This window comes from Laceyella sacchari (assembly GCF_004343255.1).
In the GTDB taxonomy this organism is placed as follows: Bacteria; Bacillota; Bacilli; order Thermoactinomycetales; family Thermoactinomycetaceae; genus Laceyella; species Laceyella sacchari.
This window is the reverse complement of sequence record NZ_SMDD01000001.1, coordinates 170,357-187,297: the sequence shown is the minus strand read 5'-3', so window position 1 is coordinate 187,297 and position 16,941 is coordinate 170,357. Positions and strand designations below refer to the sequence as shown.

General features: G+C 49.8%; 17 protein-coding genes. 10 read left to right on the top strand and 7 right to left on the bottom strand.

Annotated elements, in window-relative coordinates:
- Positions 1–46: 46 nt before the first annotated feature.
- The gene (gene lplA, locus EDC32_RS00930; protein WP_132219656.1) at positions 47–1,039 is read right to left on the bottom strand and encodes a lipoate--protein ligase; all 993 of its coding nucleotides are present in this window, start codon (positions 1,037–1,039) and stop codon (positions 47–49) included.
- A 170-nt stretch (positions 1,040–1,209) separates the two neighbouring features.
- Between lplA and recQ the strand changes: the two genes are divergently transcribed.
- Positions 1,210–3,360, top strand: coding sequence for a DNA helicase RecQ (recQ, locus tag EDC32_RS00925; RefSeq protein ID WP_246026810.1), 2,151 nt, complete (start codon positions 1,210–1,212; stop codon positions 3,358–3,360).
- An 80-nt stretch (positions 3,361–3,440) separates the two neighbouring features.
- Here recQ and EDC32_RS00920 read toward each other — a convergent pair whose 3' ends face one another.
- Complete coding sequence (locus EDC32_RS00920) at positions 3,441–4,370, bottom strand: MBL fold metallo-hydrolase (RefSeq protein WP_158283169.1); 930 nt, start codon at positions 4,368–4,370, stop codon at positions 3,441–3,443.
- A 182-nt stretch (positions 4,371–4,552) separates the two neighbouring features.
- Here EDC32_RS00920 and EDC32_RS00915 point away from each other — a divergent pair, with 182 nt between their 5' ends.
- The 3 genes from EDC32_RS00915 to EDC32_RS00905 all read left to right on the top strand — a co-directional run bounded on the left by EDC32_RS00915 (position 4,553) and on the right by EDC32_RS00905 (position 8,175).
- Positions 4,553–5,356, top strand: coding sequence for an HAD family hydrolase (locus EDC32_RS00915; protein ID WP_132219653.1), 804 nt, complete (start codon positions 4,553–4,555; stop codon positions 5,354–5,356).
- Between the two features lie 54 nt (positions 5,357–5,410).
- A complete protein-coding gene (rnz, locus tag EDC32_RS00910) occupies positions 5,411–6,325 on the top strand; it encodes a ribonuclease Z (protein ID WP_132219652.1) in 915 nt (304 codons plus the stop codon).
- A 158-nt stretch (positions 6,326–6,483) separates the two neighbouring features.
- Positions 6,484–8,175: a serine hydrolase domain-containing protein gene (locus EDC32_RS00905; protein ID WP_132219651.1), complete on the top strand. Its 1,692-nt coding sequence runs from the start codon at positions 6,484–6,486 to the stop codon at positions 8,173–8,175.
- Between the two features lie 40 nt (positions 8,176–8,215).
- Here EDC32_RS00905 and EDC32_RS00900 read toward each other — a convergent pair whose 3' ends face one another.
- Positions 8,216–9,568 (bottom strand): MFS transporter, encoded by a 1,353-nt coding sequence (locus tag EDC32_RS00900; RefSeq protein ID WP_246026809.1) that lies wholly within the window; start codon positions 9,566–9,568, stop codon positions 8,216–8,218.
- Between EDC32_RS00900 and EDC32_RS00895 the strand changes: the two genes are divergently transcribed.
- From EDC32_RS00895 to EDC32_RS00875, 5 genes are all read left to right on the top strand, one after another.
- A complete protein-coding gene (locus EDC32_RS00895) occupies positions 9,513–10,316 on the top strand; it encodes a mechanosensitive ion channel family protein (RefSeq protein WP_132219649.1) in 804 nt (267 codons plus the stop codon). The genes EDC32_RS00900 and EDC32_RS00895 overlap by 56 nt on opposite strands.
- A gap of 102 nt (positions 10,317–10,418) precedes the next feature.
- Positions 10,419–10,634: a YhzD family protein gene (locus EDC32_RS00890; protein WP_132219648.1), complete on the top strand. Its 216-nt coding sequence runs from the start codon at positions 10,419–10,421 to the stop codon at positions 10,632–10,634.
- Between the two features lie 294 nt (positions 10,635–10,928).
- Positions 10,929–11,873: a trypsin-like serine peptidase gene (locus tag EDC32_RS00885; RefSeq protein ID WP_132219647.1), complete on the top strand. Its 945-nt coding sequence runs from the start codon at positions 10,929–10,931 to the stop codon at positions 11,871–11,873.
- A 62-nt stretch (positions 11,874–11,935) separates the two neighbouring features.
- Positions 11,936–12,319 carry a carboxypeptidase-like regulatory domain-containing protein gene (locus tag EDC32_RS00880; protein WP_158283167.1) on the top strand — a complete coding sequence of 128 codons (384 nt, stop codon included), beginning with the start codon at positions 11,936–11,938 and terminating at the stop codon, positions 12,317–12,319.
- A 174-nt stretch (positions 12,320–12,493) separates the two neighbouring features.
- Positions 12,494–12,886 (top strand): carboxypeptidase-like regulatory domain-containing protein, encoded by a 393-nt coding sequence (locus EDC32_RS00875; RefSeq protein ID WP_132219645.1) that lies wholly within the window; start codon positions 12,494–12,496, stop codon positions 12,884–12,886.
- Positions 12,887–13,140: 254 nt separating this feature from the next.
- Here EDC32_RS00875 and EDC32_RS16180 read toward each other — a convergent pair whose 3' ends face one another.
- The 4 genes from EDC32_RS16180 to EDC32_RS00860 all read right to left on the bottom strand — a co-directional run bounded on the left by EDC32_RS16180 (position 13,141) and on the right by EDC32_RS00860 (position 15,789).
- Entirely contained in the window at positions 13,141–13,308 is a 168-nt protein-coding gene (locus tag EDC32_RS16180; RefSeq protein ID WP_158283166.1) for a hypothetical protein, read from the bottom strand.
- A 145-nt stretch (positions 13,309–13,453) separates the two neighbouring features.
- Positions 13,454–14,125 carry a hypothetical protein gene (locus EDC32_RS00870; RefSeq protein WP_132219644.1) on the bottom strand — a complete coding sequence of 224 codons (672 nt, stop codon included), beginning with the start codon at positions 14,123–14,125 and terminating at the stop codon, positions 13,454–13,456.
- 242 nt (positions 14,126–14,367) lie between these two features.
- On the bottom strand, positions 14,368–14,733 hold the full coding sequence (locus EDC32_RS00865) for a group I truncated hemoglobin (RefSeq protein WP_022737849.1): 366 nt from the start codon (positions 14,731–14,733) through the stop codon (positions 14,368–14,370).
- Positions 14,734–14,835: 102 nt separating this feature from the next.
- Positions 14,836–15,789 carry a nucleoside hydrolase gene (locus tag EDC32_RS00860; protein WP_132219643.1) on the bottom strand — a complete coding sequence of 318 codons (954 nt, stop codon included), beginning with the start codon at positions 15,787–15,789 and terminating at the stop codon, positions 14,836–14,838.
- A 592-nt stretch (positions 15,790–16,381) separates the two neighbouring features.
- Here EDC32_RS00860 and EDC32_RS00855 point away from each other — a divergent pair.
- A complete protein-coding gene (locus EDC32_RS00855; protein ID WP_132219642.1) occupies positions 16,382–16,735 on the top strand; it encodes a hypothetical protein in 354 nt (117 codons plus the stop codon).
- The last annotated feature ends 206 nt before the right edge of the window (positions 16,736–16,941 follow it).

Genomic DNA, 16,941 nt, shown 5'->3' with positions numbered 1-16,941 from the left:
GTGTCAATACCAACTATCTTCTTTCCTTGGGTGGCGTGTTTGGTCATCAATAAACCAAGTCGATAAATTCCTCTTTGGTGATATCACCAAAATAATGCTTCACATCCACATCTGCCAACGCTTTCTCGATGGCATCCCGGTCATATCGAATCCCTGCCAAGCGCTGTTCAATATCGGCCACATCTCCCACACCAAAAAAGTCCCCATAGATTTTGCATTGGCGGATGACGCCTTTTTCCCCGACATCGAGACGGATGTCAATCGATCCGATCGGGAACCGCTTGCTGTGTTGGACGTTAAATTCCGGCGACTCGCCGAAATTCCAATCCCAATTCCGGTAGCGCCGGTCAGCGATTTTTTCAATCTCGGCCCAATCTGCGGCGGTCAGTTCAACCTGCGGAATCGGTTGCTTTCCGTCGAAGATGTGCGTCAACAACACCTGCCGAAATTCCTGGATGGACATCGGTTCCGCCAAATAATCCACCAGATTGGCAACCCGGCTCCGCACCGATTTGATCCCTTTGGATTCGATTTTTTCCTTCTTCACTTGCAGTGCTTTAACCACTTCTTCGATATTGACATTAAACATCAGCGTGCCATGGCTGAACATGCGTCCCCTCGTTGAAAATTGGGCGTTGCCGGACACTTTCTTCCCATCGACCAAAATATCATTCCGCCCGCTTAATTCGGCTTTGATGTTCAAACTCTCCAGCGCGGAGATGACCGGCTCTGTAAACTTGCGGAAATTAGCAAAGCTCTTGCCATCGTCTTTGGTGATAAAGCTGAAGTTGAGATTGCCCAAATCATGGTACACCGCTCCACCACCAGATAACCGGCGCACCACATGAATCCCTTTCTCCCGCACATAATCGACATTGATTTCTTCCACTGTGTTTTGATGTTTGCCGATAATGATGGAAGGTTCATTGATATAAAACAGGAGATATGTCTCCTCTATATCCAAATGCTTGAGGGCATACTCTTCTATCGCCAAGTTGATCCGCGGATCGGTGATGTTCCGATTGTCGATGAATAACATGTTTCGTTCCTCCACTCTTGTTGCGTTCATTGTATAGGATAACCTTGGACGCCCTCTGCTTACAAGGGAGCCAGGATGATAGCGCGCTTCCTGGGGAATTCCATCATGCCAACATCAGAAAAATCATGTAAAATGATTGCATATCATGTCGAGCTATGCTTTGTAAGTGGGTGAAACGAGTGTCAATCGAACAAGCGGAACTACTCCTGCAAAAATTTTACGGTTACGCTACTTTCCGTCCGGGACAACGCAAAATCATCCAGAGCATCTTGGCCGGGCATAACACGATGGGCATCATGCCGACTGGCGGGGGCAAATCCATTTGCTACCAAATTCCGGCGCTGATGTTTCCAGGGATCACCATCGTGATTTCCCCCTTGATCTCCTTGATGAAAGATCAAGTGGACGGCTTAAAGCAACTAGGCATTTCCGCTACATACATCAACAGCACGCTACAACCCCATGAGATCGACCAGCGCATCGAAGCGCTTCGCTCCGGCGAAGTCAAATTGCTCTACATCGCTCCTGAGCGTTTGGAATCAGAGCGCTTCCAAGCGATTTTTGAGACATTACCCATCTATTTGGTTACCATCGACGAAGCGCACTGTATCTCGACGTGGGGACATGACTTTCGCCCCAGCTATCGCTCCATGGCCGAACGATTGCTGACATTGCCGCGCAGACCGTTGATCGCCGCCTTGACTGCGACAGCAACGGTCGATGTGCGCGATGATATCGCCAATTTGTTGCAAATCTCGCCCAAGCATATTTTCTCGACTAAATTGGAACGGAACAATCTTTCTTTTTATGTCCACCGCGACGGGCAAAAGCGTGAATTCATCGCGCAATATCTGCGCGACCACCCAGGGCAGACCGGCATCCTATATTGCTCCACCCGCAAAGAAGTAGATCAGTTGCATCGCTATTTGCAAGAGGAAGGTTTTCCCGTCGCCAAATATCATGCAGGCATGAGCGATCAGGAGCGCAATCGGGCCCAAGAAGCGTTTTCCTATGACCGGATTCAAACCATTATCGCTACCAACGCGTTTGGCATGGGGATCGACAAATCCAATGTCCGCTTCGTGATCCATTATAACCTGCCCCGCAATCTGGAATGTTACTATCAGGAAGCGGGACGGGCCGGAAGAGACGGCGACCGAAGCGAGTGCATCCTGCTGTTCTCACCGAAGGATATTGAAACGCAAAAATACCTGATCGACCATTCTGAGATGACTCCGGAGCGCAAAACACTGGAACTTAGCAAATTACGGTGCATGGTGGATTATTGCTTTACTGATGAGTGTTACCAGCAAGCATTTATCCAGTATTTTGGCAATGATCATCCCTACACTTGCGGCACCTGTGGCAATTGCCGCAAAAAGCTGGGTGAAGCGGAAGACCGCACCATTGATGCGCAAAAGATTTTCTCCTGCATCAAACGCATGAATGAACGCTTCGGCTTCACCGTGGTATCCAAGGTGTTGCGCGGGTCCAAAAACAAGCGCATTCTCAGCTGGGGGTTGGATCGCCTCTCCACCTACGGCATCATGAAAGACCAAACCGAAAAAGAAATCATCCAGCTTTGCCACCAGTTGGTGAGCAACCATTACCTCACCCTGGATCTGTCACACCCCAGCGTGCCCGTTGCCAAGTTGACGCCCTTGGCGATCGACGTCTTAAAAGGTTCCCGGCGCGTATTGCTCCACCGCGAAGAAACGCGCACGCCGACAGTTGAGCTCAGCCGAGGTTCCCTGCTGTTTGAAGAACTGAAAGCACTCAGGAAATCGATTTCCGAGCGGGAACAATTGCCACCATACATCATTTTCCAAGACAGCACGCTTAAAGAGATGTGCCGCCGCCTGCCGATCACCGAACAGGAGATGCGAGCCATCCCCGGTGTGGGTGAGCTGAAATATGCCAAACACGGCCATGCTTTTCTGGCCTTGATTCAAAAATACGTGGACAAGCATGGACGCAGACGAACACCTTCTGCTCCCGAACAGCCGGAAAAAGAACAGAGCCACCTGCTCACCTACCGTTTATTCCAAGAAGGAAAAACGATCGATGAGATCGCCAAACTGCGGCAACTGACGCGGGGAACGATCGAAGATCATCTCATCCGCGCTGGCCTGGACGGTCATCCTCTGGATTGGGACGCTTTCATCCCCGCTCGCTGGGAAGCACTGATTATGCGCAAAATCGACGAGCTGGGCGCACACAAACTCCGTCCGCTCAAAGACGCGTTGCCAGACGAGGTAGACTATATGGCTATCAAAGCTGCCATCTTAAAAAAAGAGCTAGCCGAACTGCAAACGCAGTGATCCATCCCACTTCATCCAACACGAAGGCGTGTTCTGGCACCGCTTCCCCGGAACACGCCTTAAATACACCAAAGCTAGCGTTATGACAGGCTGACTTTATCCTTGACCAGCACATAAACCTCCCCATGTTTTGTGATGACAATTCGATCCCGTTGTTCTCCGCTGGCAGCGAGTAGCCGCTCCAATGGCTCGTGCAAAGGCTCCTGCGACAACTTAATCGTATCCCAATGAATCGGCACCAACACATTGGCTCCTGTATCGAGAAACATCTGCCACGCCTGTTCGGGGGTACAATGTGCCCATTGGTATTTGTCTGGACTGTATGCACCGATGGGCATGAAACACAGATCGATCTCCCCCCGCTCGCGCAGACGGTAAAAATCCGGGGTGTAGGCGGTGTCTCCCGGAAAGAAGATCCGCGTGTCCCGCTTTTCAATTAAATACCCGGTATACCCATAATCCACATTCCATGGATAACGATTTCCCCAATGCTTTACCGGCACCGCTTTAATGGTCAGGCCGCATTCGCCCAGCTGAACTTCCTCTTCCCCACTCAATTCCACAATTCGCCGACATGGCAAACCTTTTAACAGCTTGGACGTGTTTTTGGGCACGACCATCAACAAATCAGGGTGCGCCAGCCGCTTTAACGTAGGAATATCAAAATGGTCAAAATGGGCGTGGGACAACAGAATCACATCTACTTGTCCCAAATCATCATAAGTGACTGCTGGTTCAACATGACGGCGAGGGCCGATCTGCCAATCGCCGATCCCCAGATGCTGTCCGACACGTCTGCCTAGCACCGGATCTGTGATTACTTTCACCCCGTATATATTCATCAGTACGGTCGAGTGACCGATCCAACCAACTGTCACTTCTTCCGCAGACCACTCGGCCGGCTTGAGCAACCGGTCCGGCTTCACCAACCGCGTCCGCCGCTTGGCCCGGCGAACCGACAGCACCGCAACCAATGCCGCTATGAGTATAAACCACAGAAAAAGGCTCATGTTCCCATCCCCTGCTTTTTTATATTTTTTACCATAACCCATTTTGATTAACCCATTATGCATATAAAATGAAACATTCATATAAATAAGGCAAGTCTCCTGGATGATGTGTTTATCCACTTATTTATGTTAACCTAAACAGAGATGCATCTATTATCACAACAGAAAGAGTGTCATCCAATATGATCCGTTTATTTGTGAGTGACTTAGACAACACCTTATTCAATGACAAAAAAACTGTGAATCCGGAGGACAAAGAAGCCTTAATGGCACTTGCCGACGCTGGAGTGCAAGTCTGCCTCGCCTCCGGGCGCATGGATAAAGAATTGGTTAGTGTGATGAACGAACTGCAAGGCGAGTTCCACCGCATCAGCCAAAATGGCGCGTTCATCTATGACACGAATAATCAACGCCTGTATTCCGCACACTTCGACGGGGACACGGCCCGCGAGTTGTTCCGGATCGCCGAACCCTATCAGCTGGTTGGCTTCATTAGCCAAGAAGATGGCATGTTTGTACCGCGTAAAAGTGAGATGGTTCAACAGATTGAAACCCAGATGCGCATGCCGATTGAAGAACGGGCTGATGTGCTCGACTGCTTAGGCACCTCCATCTTCGCCAGCAAGCTATGCTACATCGGCGACATGGACGAAATCAAAAAGTTGGAAGCCACGGTGAAAGAACATTTTGCCGACAGGGTTGACTCCTTCATTTCCGACCGGCATTGCATTGATTTCATGCCTCCTGGCGTCTCCAAAGGGGTGGGTCTCAAACGGCTGATCGATCACTTAGGCATGAAGGAAGAGGAAGTAGCCTGCATCGGCGATTCCTATAATGACATCTCCATGCTCCGACTGACGAAGCACAGCTTTGCAATGGCGGTCGCCGATACCGCAGTAAAACGGGAAGCGACCCATACCGTAGCCTCTGTAGCGGAAGCAGCCCGCTGGGTATTGGCGTACAACAGCCAAATCTCAGCAAAATGAACCCCTTGCCTCATCGGACTAAACTTTCCTGTTGAAGAAAGGAGGGATTATGCGATGGAACTTCTGTTTTTGGGCACCGGCGCTGGCATCCCGTCCAAACAGCGAAATGTTTCATCCCTCGCTCTCATCATGCCGGAGTACAAAGGAGACACTTGGCTGTTTGATTGCGGTGAAGCCACCCAGCATCAAATACTTGAACATCCCGTCCGCTTAGGAAAGATAAGCCGGATTTTTATCACCCACCTTCATGGGGATCATATCTACGGGCTTCCCGGCGTATTGGGAAGCCGAAGTTTTCAAGGAGCCGAGACGCCATTAACCGTTTATGGCCCCAAAGGTTTGCGTTCCTTTATTGAAGTGGCGATGCAAACCAGTTGCACCTACTTGCGTTATCCCCTCACCATTCATGAAGTGGAAGAAGGGGACACATTGAAGGAAGGCCCTTTTACAGTGACGGTGGGAAAATTGGATCACGGCATTCCCTGCTTCGGCTACCGTTTGCAAGAAGAGGAGCAACCTGGGGCCTTGGATATTGAGAAACTGAAAGCCCAAAGCATCCCACCTGGCCCTCACTATCAAGAGATTAAACAGGGGAAAACGGTAACTCTCCCCGATGGGCGCGTCATCAATGGACAAGATTACATCCATCCCCCCAAACCGGGGCGCATCTTGACCATTCTCGGAGACACCCGACCCACTCCTTCATCAGAAGCCTTGGCGCACCACGCCGATGTGTTGGTTCATGAGTCCACCTACGGGGCCGGTCAGGAAGAGTTGGCCACCGCCCACCATCACTCCACGTGTGTCCAAGCGGCCACTGTGGCCAAAAATGCCAACGCCAAAGCGCTGATACTAACCCACATCAGTTCACGATTCATGGAAGAGGATCATGCGCAATTGTTGAAAGAAGCACAAACTGTTTTCTCTGCCGTCCAGATCGCACATGACGGGTTCCGGTATCAATTATGAGCGTTTCGTTACCAGGCCATTCATCAACTACCCGGCGAAAACAGGCGCCTATCGATGAGGCGCCTGTTTTTTACAGGAACGACTTTTTGTCTTAACCGCTCACGTTTTGGTAAAATATATCAATAAGGCATCCATCACACAAAGGAGGAGAACGCCCCATGCGCCGCCATCCCTTCGGGGTATCCTTGTTTAGCCTGCTTCTGGCCTGCTTGATGCCGGTTCCCGTTCTCGCCGCGTATGCCCCTTTATCAGAAAAAGAAAGCAAGCCACTCCCACCCGCAAAGCAAGTGAATGTCGCCCTCCCGGCAAGCTGGGATTTCCCCCTCCCCACCAGCCCGACCTTACGTGCGGGCCCACCATCAGCAGCAGGAATGCGAAACGAACCACTACGTGCATTGGACACCGCTCTGAACCGGGCCATTGAACAAAACCATATGCCTGGTGCGGTGATGCTGGTCGCCCGCCGTGGTGTCATCGTCAAGCACCAAGCGTACGGCTATGCCGCCAAGTACCGCGATTCCTCACGAACCCCTCTCGCCCAACCCGTTCCCATGACCAACCATACCCTGTTTGACGTGGCTTCGATCAGTAAAATCTTCACCGCCATCGCCGTGATGAAGCTCTATGAACAAGGCAAGTTCGCACTCGATGATCCCGTAAGCCGCTACATTCCCGAATTCGCGACAAACGGCAAAGCGAACGTCACCATCAAACAATTACTGACGCATACATCTGGATTCCGCCCCGGACTTCCCTTATATCAGGTGAATGGCAACCGAAATGACCGCCTGCAAGAAGTGTTCCGTTGCCCGCTCGACCATGCTCCCGGAAGCACCTATGTGTACAGCGACCTTAACATGATTACGTTGGGCGCTCTGGTGGAACGCCTTACTGGCAAGCGGCTGGATCAATATGTGAAAGAAACAATCACAGGGCCTCTGGGAATGGTTGATACGATGTACAATCCACCCGCGTCTTACAAGCATCGCATCGCCGCCACTGAATACCAGTCCAATCCCGACCGTGGGCTGGTTTGGGGTCAAGTGCATGACGAAAACGCCGCTTCCTTGGATGGCGTGGCGGGCCATGCCGGTGTATTCTCTACAGCCACCGACTTGGCCAAGTTGGGCCATCTCTTCCTATTACGTGGCCGATACGGAACCACCCGCATCTTGAATGAACAAACCGTGGCCTTAATGGAACACAACTTTAACACCGACTTCCCCGGTGATGACCACGGCCTCGGCTGGGAGCTGAATCAGGGATGGTACATGGACGCCCTCGCCAGCCCCCATACTGTTGGCCATACAGGTTTTACTGGCACATCCCTCGTCGTTAACCGGGAGCAAGCCACCATCGCCATTCTGCTAACCAATCGGGTACATCCCACCCGGGAAACGCCTTCACTCAACCCCGTTCGTAGGGAAGCGGCGCGGTTGGCCGCTGACGCCATACCTGTCGCCATGCGGAGGCCGGCTTGGTTCGCAGGGTACGGCGATGGGTTAAACCGCACGCTGACAGCCAATCTGCCAGCTTCGTCCGCCAAAAAAACATTATCCTTCGCCACTTGGCATCATCTCGAAACCAATGCTGATTTTGGCATTGTCGAAACATCTGCGAACGGTAAAAATTGGAAACCCTTGCATTCGGTCACTGGCAGGAGTGAAGGCTGGAATCGAGTAAGCTTGTCCCTGCCTGCCAACGCCCGCTACCTTCGCTTCCGCTATCAGACGGATGTTTCAATCAACGGGCGGGGATGGTATGTTGACCAACCCACTGTCAAGCTGGAAAACGGCGAGATACTCCCTCTCAAAATGACAGGAAATGAGTGGGAACGAAGAGAACATTAAACAAAGCCCCTTCTGCGACCGCAAGAAGGAGCCACTCCAGTTAGCCAATCTGCTTTTCCTGTACGGGTAGGGAGGATTCGGAGGCTTCCGTGTGCCGGTATACGAGTGCCAACAGCACAAAGGCTGCCAGAGAAGCGGAAATCAGGTAAAACAGGGCATGTCCTCCCCACCCTTTAATGAGCAGTCCACCCATATAGGGCCCCAGCATGCTCCCTAAGCTGAAATGAACGGAGGCGATCATATTCGCTGTAGGGAGGTAACGGGGAGGCAACAGATCGGTCACATAAGCCAGTCCCAAGGAAAAAATGGAACCGATCAACCCACCGATGAGGGAGAAAGCGACAAACAAAGCCCAAGCGTTGGGCATCAGATGAGGGATGAGGAACATGCCTACGGCCCCCAAGGCGCACACAGCCATGAGCAACCGTTTGCGGCCGATTTTATCGCCCAAGATGCCAAGCGGAATCTGGAAGACCAAACTTCCCCACACAAAGGCGGAAATCAACACGGAAATCCATCCTTTGGAAATACCTTCACGCAGTCCAATCACTGGGAAGTTGCCTGCCAGTGACGCTTCCAAAAAACCATACAACATGGCTGGACACAAAGCGACCAAGCCGATCCGGTACACCACGGCGACATGATGTTTGGCCGCCTTCTCTTCCCTTTTTTCGCTGGTGACCTTTTCTTGGTCTTCTTTTAGTTGCATTGCTAAGCCAATCGTACCAACTAAAAGCGCAAACATCGTCCACAAAGGGACATTTTCGCCTAGCGACAGCAAATTCAGACCCAACGGGCCGATCCCAAACCCCAACCCGTAGAAAAAACCGTACTGGGAAATACGCTTTCCTCGTTCATTTGGCAGTGCGGTTGAGGTAATCCACAATTGGGTAGCATAATGAAGAAAACTGTCTCCAATCCCCACTGTGAACCGCAAAACGCTCCACACCCAGATATTGGTGAATAAGGGGATCAATCCAACCGCCACGGTGGTGATGCCAAGGCCCAACAAGATCATCTTTTTGTAGCCGTAACGCCCTACCATCCACGCGCACAGCGGTGAGGCAATCATGATGCCCACGTACAGTGCGGCTGCGCTCAGTCCGTTCACATCCGCGCTGACGCCCCGCTCCTCCAAGAACGTCGTCAGCAAAGGAATCAGCAAGCCTTGTGTCGACCCGGTAATACATACGACAAAAACCAATATGTAAAACCGTTTCATTGACCATGTTTGACTCATATCAACATCAGCCACCTTTTCATCATCTCCGCAAAGGATTATAGTGCTTGACAGGAAAATTAGCAATACGAAATAAAATAAGACAGGAGGAACCCCATTGTTTACAACTTTTTCAGCCAATGGCCTATTCAGTGGTGTCTTTGGTTCAATCATCAAATCGATAATCATCCTGGTCTTGGCCGGCATCGCCTACGCCGTCCTTAAGCAAGTAATCATTCGCGCCACCGTGTCTAGCAAACGCTTGAACAAAGGCACCCAGCAACGCATTCAAACCATCCAAAGCCTCTTGGTAAACATCACTTCCTATGTGATTTTCTTCATCGCTTTGGTTTCCATCTTGCCTGAATTTGGCATCAATATTTCTGCTCTTCTCGCCAGTGCTGGCGTTTTGGGACTGGCCATCGGGTTCGGGGCCAAAGATTTGGTCAGCGACATCGTCACCGGTTTCTTCATGCTGATGGAAGACCAAGTGCATGTTGGGGAAGAAATTACGGTAAACGGTTTTAGCGGCACCGTGGAGCATGTGGGCTTGCGAACGCTCAAACTTCGTTCAGCCAACGGTGACCTTCATTTCCTGCTCAACCGCGACATCAAATCGCTCACCAACCACTCCCGTGGCGTGATGCAAGCCACCGTCGATCTCCCCTTGCCAGCGGACATCGATGTGGAGAAAATGATCGCATACTTGGAAGAGACGTGCCGCAAAATGAAACACCACATCCCGGCAATTGTTGAGGGACCCTCCGTGTTGGGAGTGGAAAACATCAACACGACCGAAACCGTGATTCGCGTTTACGCCCGCACGGAAAACGGAGAGCAGGCGCGCGTGGAGCGGGAAATGCGCAAAGAACTGAAAATGGCGCTGGACCAAAGTGAATTCGCTAGAGTCAGCGCAACCTAGGCCGCACGCAAAAGGCATGAACCGGCAAACATCTCCTCTTTTCTGCGCATATTGGCTATAATAAGACTATTACCAATTGTGTTGCGGAAAGGAGAGAGGTATATGTATCATATGACCGTGTATAGTGAGAACGGGGAGGTATTGATTGACCAAGCCGTGGAAGCTACGACCGATACCGCTGCCAAACAGGAAGCACATCGGATCTTGCAAGAAAAAGGTTACGAGACAAAACCACATCGCGTCTTCCATCGCACAGGTCGCCTTGTCATGTTTAAGCCGCACCAATTTGACACCAAAACAGGTAAAGCCACAATCTGATCCAATCCGCCCCAAATCCCCGCTTGCCGGGGATTTTGCCTTTGGTTGGAACTAATCCAGAGCCTGTCTAACGAATAGGCCTGGCTCCAAAACCATTTTCTCATTCGCTCCAGTAAAGGTTTTTCGACGCTTGTTTCCATACTCACTCCATGGGTCACAAAAACGTAAATAATTAACGGAACATTCGGATTGTATATATTTTCCATATTCCCTATAATATTCATATCGTTTATTCATTCCCTACTCACCGTCTCCGCTCCCATGACCCAATTCCCTTAAAGGAGTGATTCATTCATGTTGCACAAGAAACAGCTGTTTGCGTTAGCTGCCTCCTTGTCATTCGTTTGCGCCATCGTCTTTTCATCCAGCGGCTTTGCCGTTTATGCGACGGTTACAGAAGCCCCATCCCCCCACACTCCCGTTTCCAATAAAGGTGCCACCATTCAACCCGTCCCATACGGCAAGGATACAGTCAAACAACGCGATGGAGCCTACACAAAAGGACACAAGGGCACCCAAGAACGGCTCGATCTCACAGCCTCCCCATCTGAAGCCAAATCAAAAGGCGGCTCTGGTACCGAATCGATCATCGGCGCAGACAACCGCACCCGGGTCAACAACACAGCCATCTACCCCTATAGCGCCATTGTACATATCGTCAGCGACATCGGTGGATGTACCGGTTGGATGATCGGTCCGGACACCGTGGCCACCGCCGGCCATTGCTTGTATGATCCCAACGAAGACAAATGGGCCTCTTTCGCTACCGTCTATCCGGGAAGAAACGGCGACTACCTTCCCTATGGCTCCGCCGATGGCACAGAATTTTTCTCGGTCACCGGCTGGGTGCATGATGGCAACACCAACTATGATTATGGTGCGATCAAGCTGGACAAACGCATCGGCGACTCCACCGGTTGGTTTGGATACCGATACCAGTCCGGCTCCATGAACGGGACAGCTGAAAACATCAGCGGCTATCCCGGCGACAAGCCTTACGGAACCCAATGGCAACACGCCGATCGCATTCGCGACACACACAAACACAAGCTGTTATACGCCAACGACACCTATGGCGGCCAAAGCGGCTCTCCTGTTTACCAGAACAGCTATGCCTATTGCGGTGTCTGCTCCATCGCGATCCATACCAACGGTGTGTACGGCGGCTCCAGCTATAACCGCGGCACAAGAATCACAAAAGAGGTTTTCGAAAATTTGAACACCTGGAAAGCGCAATGACGTCTATAAGATAGGGTGGGAGTTTCCCCTCTATCTTTTTTTGTTAAAGGAGGATCATGATCATGAACCGGACACGCTTCTCCAGCTTCTTCCTCTCTCTGCTTTCAATCGGCATGTTGGTCAGCACTGGATGCAGCAATCTCAGTGGAGACGCGCCCAATCCCCAACCGGGGCAACGCATCACTGTCACGGGCACTGTCGTGGACACAGACGGACATCCTATCGCCCAAGTCCTTGTCATGCCTGAACCTGCCGACGACAAAAGCGGACCCATTCCCGAAATCGCCGTCTACACGGACGCGGAAGGCCGTTTCTCCTGGACGGTTCCTCCTGGCACATATGACTTTGTCTTTCGCAAGCCAGGATACGCCATTCACAAGGAGCGGGTACAAGCCATACCTGGCAAACAAGCCCCCCACCTGCAAGTGCAACTCAAACCAAATTGATCCGCAAGAATTCCCCGTTTTCCAGAGGCAGAAAACGGGGTAACTGCTTTGATCATGAGCAAAAACAGGATGTATCGTGTTTACATCTTAAGGAAACTCAGATAACGTTGAACATATTGCTCCACTCCGACCATGATTGACAGGCCACTCCATCTTGAAAGGAGATAAAAAATAATGATGCGCACAACCACGCCGCTCATCCTGCTCCTCTGCTGCCTGCTCAGCGCTTGCGGGGGAACGGCGGAAACGACCAACCCGCACTCATCTGCCATACCAGAGCAAGCCTCACACCCGAAGACACTGACCAACGTATCCGGGCAAGTCTTGGACCAGCTGGGCAACCCTCTCCCTGGTGTCATCGTCACCCCCATTCCCACCGGATCGCACCCTGTCGCCTTGCCGCGCATCGTGCGTTATACTGACGCCAATGGCAAATTCACCTGGCCGGTGCCACCCGGCACCTACGATTTTACCTTTCAGCGCAACGGATACTTAGGGCAACGCATCTCCGTCGACACCACCAAGACAAAGGCACAAATCACCGTGCGACTGATGCCGTCCACATAACAAACAGCCCCCTTCACATGGGGGCTTTGTTGCACCGACGGTTTGCTTGAGTAATCCATTCGACCACATTGGCGTCAGAGGTTTTTCAAGCTAATAACCACGATTATTTATTTTCAGTCCTTTTTATCTGTTATGATATTCATCTTTGGTCGTTCTCCAATATGAAAGAAAAGAGGTGTCCCATCAGAATACTTGCTTAACTCTTTTTGTAACCATTTCTCAGCCTGTTCAACGTACAAGCAGTGTTTTTCGTTTCATTGAAAGCTTTTTTGAAAAAACGAAGCTCTTTCAGGAAACTGCTGCTCCGAAATGAGAAAAGCGCGATCTTCGACTTTGACTATATTGATTTTCTTTGATTCTTCATGCATTGTACACCCTGCCAAAACGAAAATAGAACAGAAAATGATGATCAAATTACGCATGAACTACTTCCACCTCCATTAAATACGACGAAAATAACAAAAAATGTTTCGGATTCAAAAAATTACGAGCTGTATGCACAGCCTGCCGGATATATGCACTTAGGGGAATAGTTCAACCGCTCCCAACAAGTAAGGAGACTTTTGGTTAGTTCCTGTCAGGAAGATAAATAGGTTGATCATCCCTTTTAGCATCGGTTCTGTTCGGATCTGCGTAATCGTGAGCGAACAACTTGGCGACATCAGGATCGATGGTAAATGAAGAGAGTGGTTGGAGCGCATGTCGAAAGACAACGCCATTGGCCACCACATTTTCACTCTTTGGAAAGTTAATGCCGCGGCATAAAGCAATTAACTGAGTGACTCCAATCTTTCTGAAGTAATCTGCGGTGTGAGCTTTCATCAATTTCAATACTTCCCCAATGGTCGCTCCATGACTGTAGAATGGATTGGTGCTAGCACCTGTAAACCGGCTGACATCGGCTTGATCCAAAGCAAATGTGTCGCGAGCGGCCAATTGAATCGCCTCCGCCAGCATGCCTTTGGAAGACGTTTGAGCCCATTGGCAGATCAGCTTGCCAATCGCTTCCTTCGCCAAGCAATCCGGATATTGGATGTGAATGAAATAGTCCGCCAAATCCTTGGCCAACCTCTCCAAGCCGGAAAAAAGATCAGGGTTAGTGATTCGGGCAAATATTTCATCAACGATTCTTTTCTTAGTGACTTGAGCACTTTCTCTGGTGTTATTAGAGTCCAAAACCTGCTGGAAGCGAATCTCTTCATGATTCACCTTAGCCCATGTATCAGGTTCTGGGATCACAGTATCCACTTGCATAAAATCAGCGAGTGAGGCCATGTCAGAAGATGGTGGAATGGAATGGTTGTGTCAGGTGAGGAGTTGGTTGCCGGGTTAAAAGCTTAATGATGTCTTCATTTTAATAGTTAGTCACTATAATCGATAAATCATTTACGATAAGATCAGTCTTATTTCCGCTATGTTAATAGTCATCTCCGCACATCAAACAAACCCGATGACAAACTGGCATCGGGTTGATCGCTTGCTTATTTGTACAAAACGTCATCTCTTAAAGTCGCCACTTTATTTAATGCGGTGTCGATATCCGACTCAGCCACACCGAAGTGAGCGAGGGCATCATGCAAGTGCTTCACAATCGCGTCAAAATGCTCTGGTTGCAGGTTCATGCCTTCATGTGCTTTTGCCATGGACCGACCGCTGTATTGATTTGGACCGCCCAATGCGAAGCTGATAAATTTGGTCTGATGGCGGCGCTGTTTCTCCATGTCGGTGTTCTCAAAAAAATGGTTTACTGTATCATCTGCTAATACCAATTCATAAAAGTAGTCAACGACTTTGGCAATGGTTTCTTCTCCGCCAAGCTTTTCGTAGAGCGTGCTTGTTTGAGGCATAACCCTGTTCCCTCCACTTTTTTCTTTCTGTTGCAATTCCCTTTGTATTATGAACACACGACTTGGTTTTATACATAGAAAAAAGCGGAAGGGGCGTTTGCTTCATTTGGTCATAACCTGCAAAAATTCCTGCATGAATGCCTTCTTCTGCATGCTGATGGCGATCCGGTGTATGATTTTCCCAGGTTCACTAGGGGCAGGGATTTCTCTGAAATCGGCCACACTTGCTCCTCTGGCCACCGATGTGGCAGATTGCACGACTGCCACGGAACGATCAATAAAAGTAAACCAACCTTCGTTGACCACGGCGCTGACCGGCACCAAGTCATGCAAGGGGCCACCGCCAAACGAAGGGTTGGTATGTTTGTATGCCTGAAGATAGAAATTCAGCGCAGGTTTGATGATGATTTGCGCGCGGGTTTTCTTTCGGCGGTCGATCTGATCGACCATGCAGGGAGTGGCAACTGCAGCTTGGGTGACGTTGAGGGGAAAGATGCGGGCGCACTTCGGCCGGATACGGCGCAACACAATATTGGCCGCAACAGGGTCGTGCCAAAAGTTGGCTTCGGCGATCGGAGTGACGTTGCCTGGAACCAAAAACGCGCCTCCCATCATATAATAATGGTTTACTTGTTTCATCAGTTTCTCATGTTTGAGAAACATCTGTGCCAATGAAGTCAGCGGACCCAAATTCACAATGTGCACGTCTTCCTGATTGCGCCGAATCAATCCGAACAGCTCTTGGTCACTGTAAAGTGGCATGCGTTGCGGAGCGGGACGCAATGATCCCAAACCCGCCGGACCGTGGAAATCCGGGTAAAAGGCGGGCTGCAAACCGGCCAAAGGTTGCATTGCCCCTGCAAAGACAGGGATATCTTGGCGGCCTGCCAATTTCAAAATATACTGGGTATTGCGGATAGCATATTTTCTGGGAGTATTTCCAAAGCTGGCGACAACCCCCAACACGCGGATGCGGGGATGCAAAAGAGCATAGATTAATGCGACTGCATCATCAATGCCGACATCGGCAAACAACAACACTTTTTTCTTATCCATATCCACCCTTCCTTTGATCAGCTGTGTTTATTTTCTTGTACGTCAAATACGCCAATGCTCATGGCAGTACCGAACGATTGAGTACTGATATGAATAACATATGACCGCCTATGCCTGTTTCACCCGTCAAATTTTCGGTTGTATGCGTCCGTTTCAGCGTTGCTTCCGTTCACGGCACTCATCTGTTTATCGACAATTCAGTCAACTGCTTGCCGGGAAAATGCAATAGATGCAACCAACAATCTTTTAGAGCGTGTCTGATGAATAAGCCAGCGGCTCCAAAACCATTTTCTCATCCGCTTCACGCGTGGCGGAAGCGCTCCCCGAGAAAACCGCTTCTTCCCCATGCCAGACACACCCCAACAACTGCTCACTCAGCAATGAAAATTGCGGTCATAACTTAGCCCAAAAAAATTACCAATTCTGCCCTAATTAAAGGAAAAGTCTGTTTTCCATCGTTTAAGCGCTTTAATTCATCTTGAAATATCAGAAATCACTCTTCTTTTATTAGAAAAAACAGTGTAATCTATAGATTGATGGGATGAAAAATATGATCCAACCTATCATTTTTTTCACAAAGGAGGGATTTGCCATGAAGATGAAGTTCTCTTTTCTGTTTCGGAACCATGAAGAAACAAGAGATACTGACCGATACACCTTATTCTTACAAAACGACATCATTCCCAATATCTTAGAAGTCGAGGGAGTTTCTCACGTCGAGCTTTGCCATTTGGCCCCGTTTACCTTTGCAATGACACAGGATGGCGCCCAAACGGAGCCACAACATGTGCTGCAAATGGACATTTATTATGATAGTGTCATCGACTTCCAGCAAGCGATGAATTCTTTCAATAACGCTTATCTTGTGGATGAAATCGTGAAAGCGTCCGAATACACCGACTTGTACATTTCCTGCATTGTTGACTATACGCCGGAAAACGTTTAATGCCTGTAATTGAAAGCCACACCTTGGTTCCGCACTTATCTATTACAAATAGAACAATGGTCTGATCCATATCATATTGAGCAACCTTCGCAAACGGCAGCGAAGGTTGCTTCTTTTTGCGCTTTTCTCCTCATTTCCAATCCTACCCATTCATAGAATTTATTAATTGATTGCAATAAACAAATCCAAAAAATATTAATTTGAAT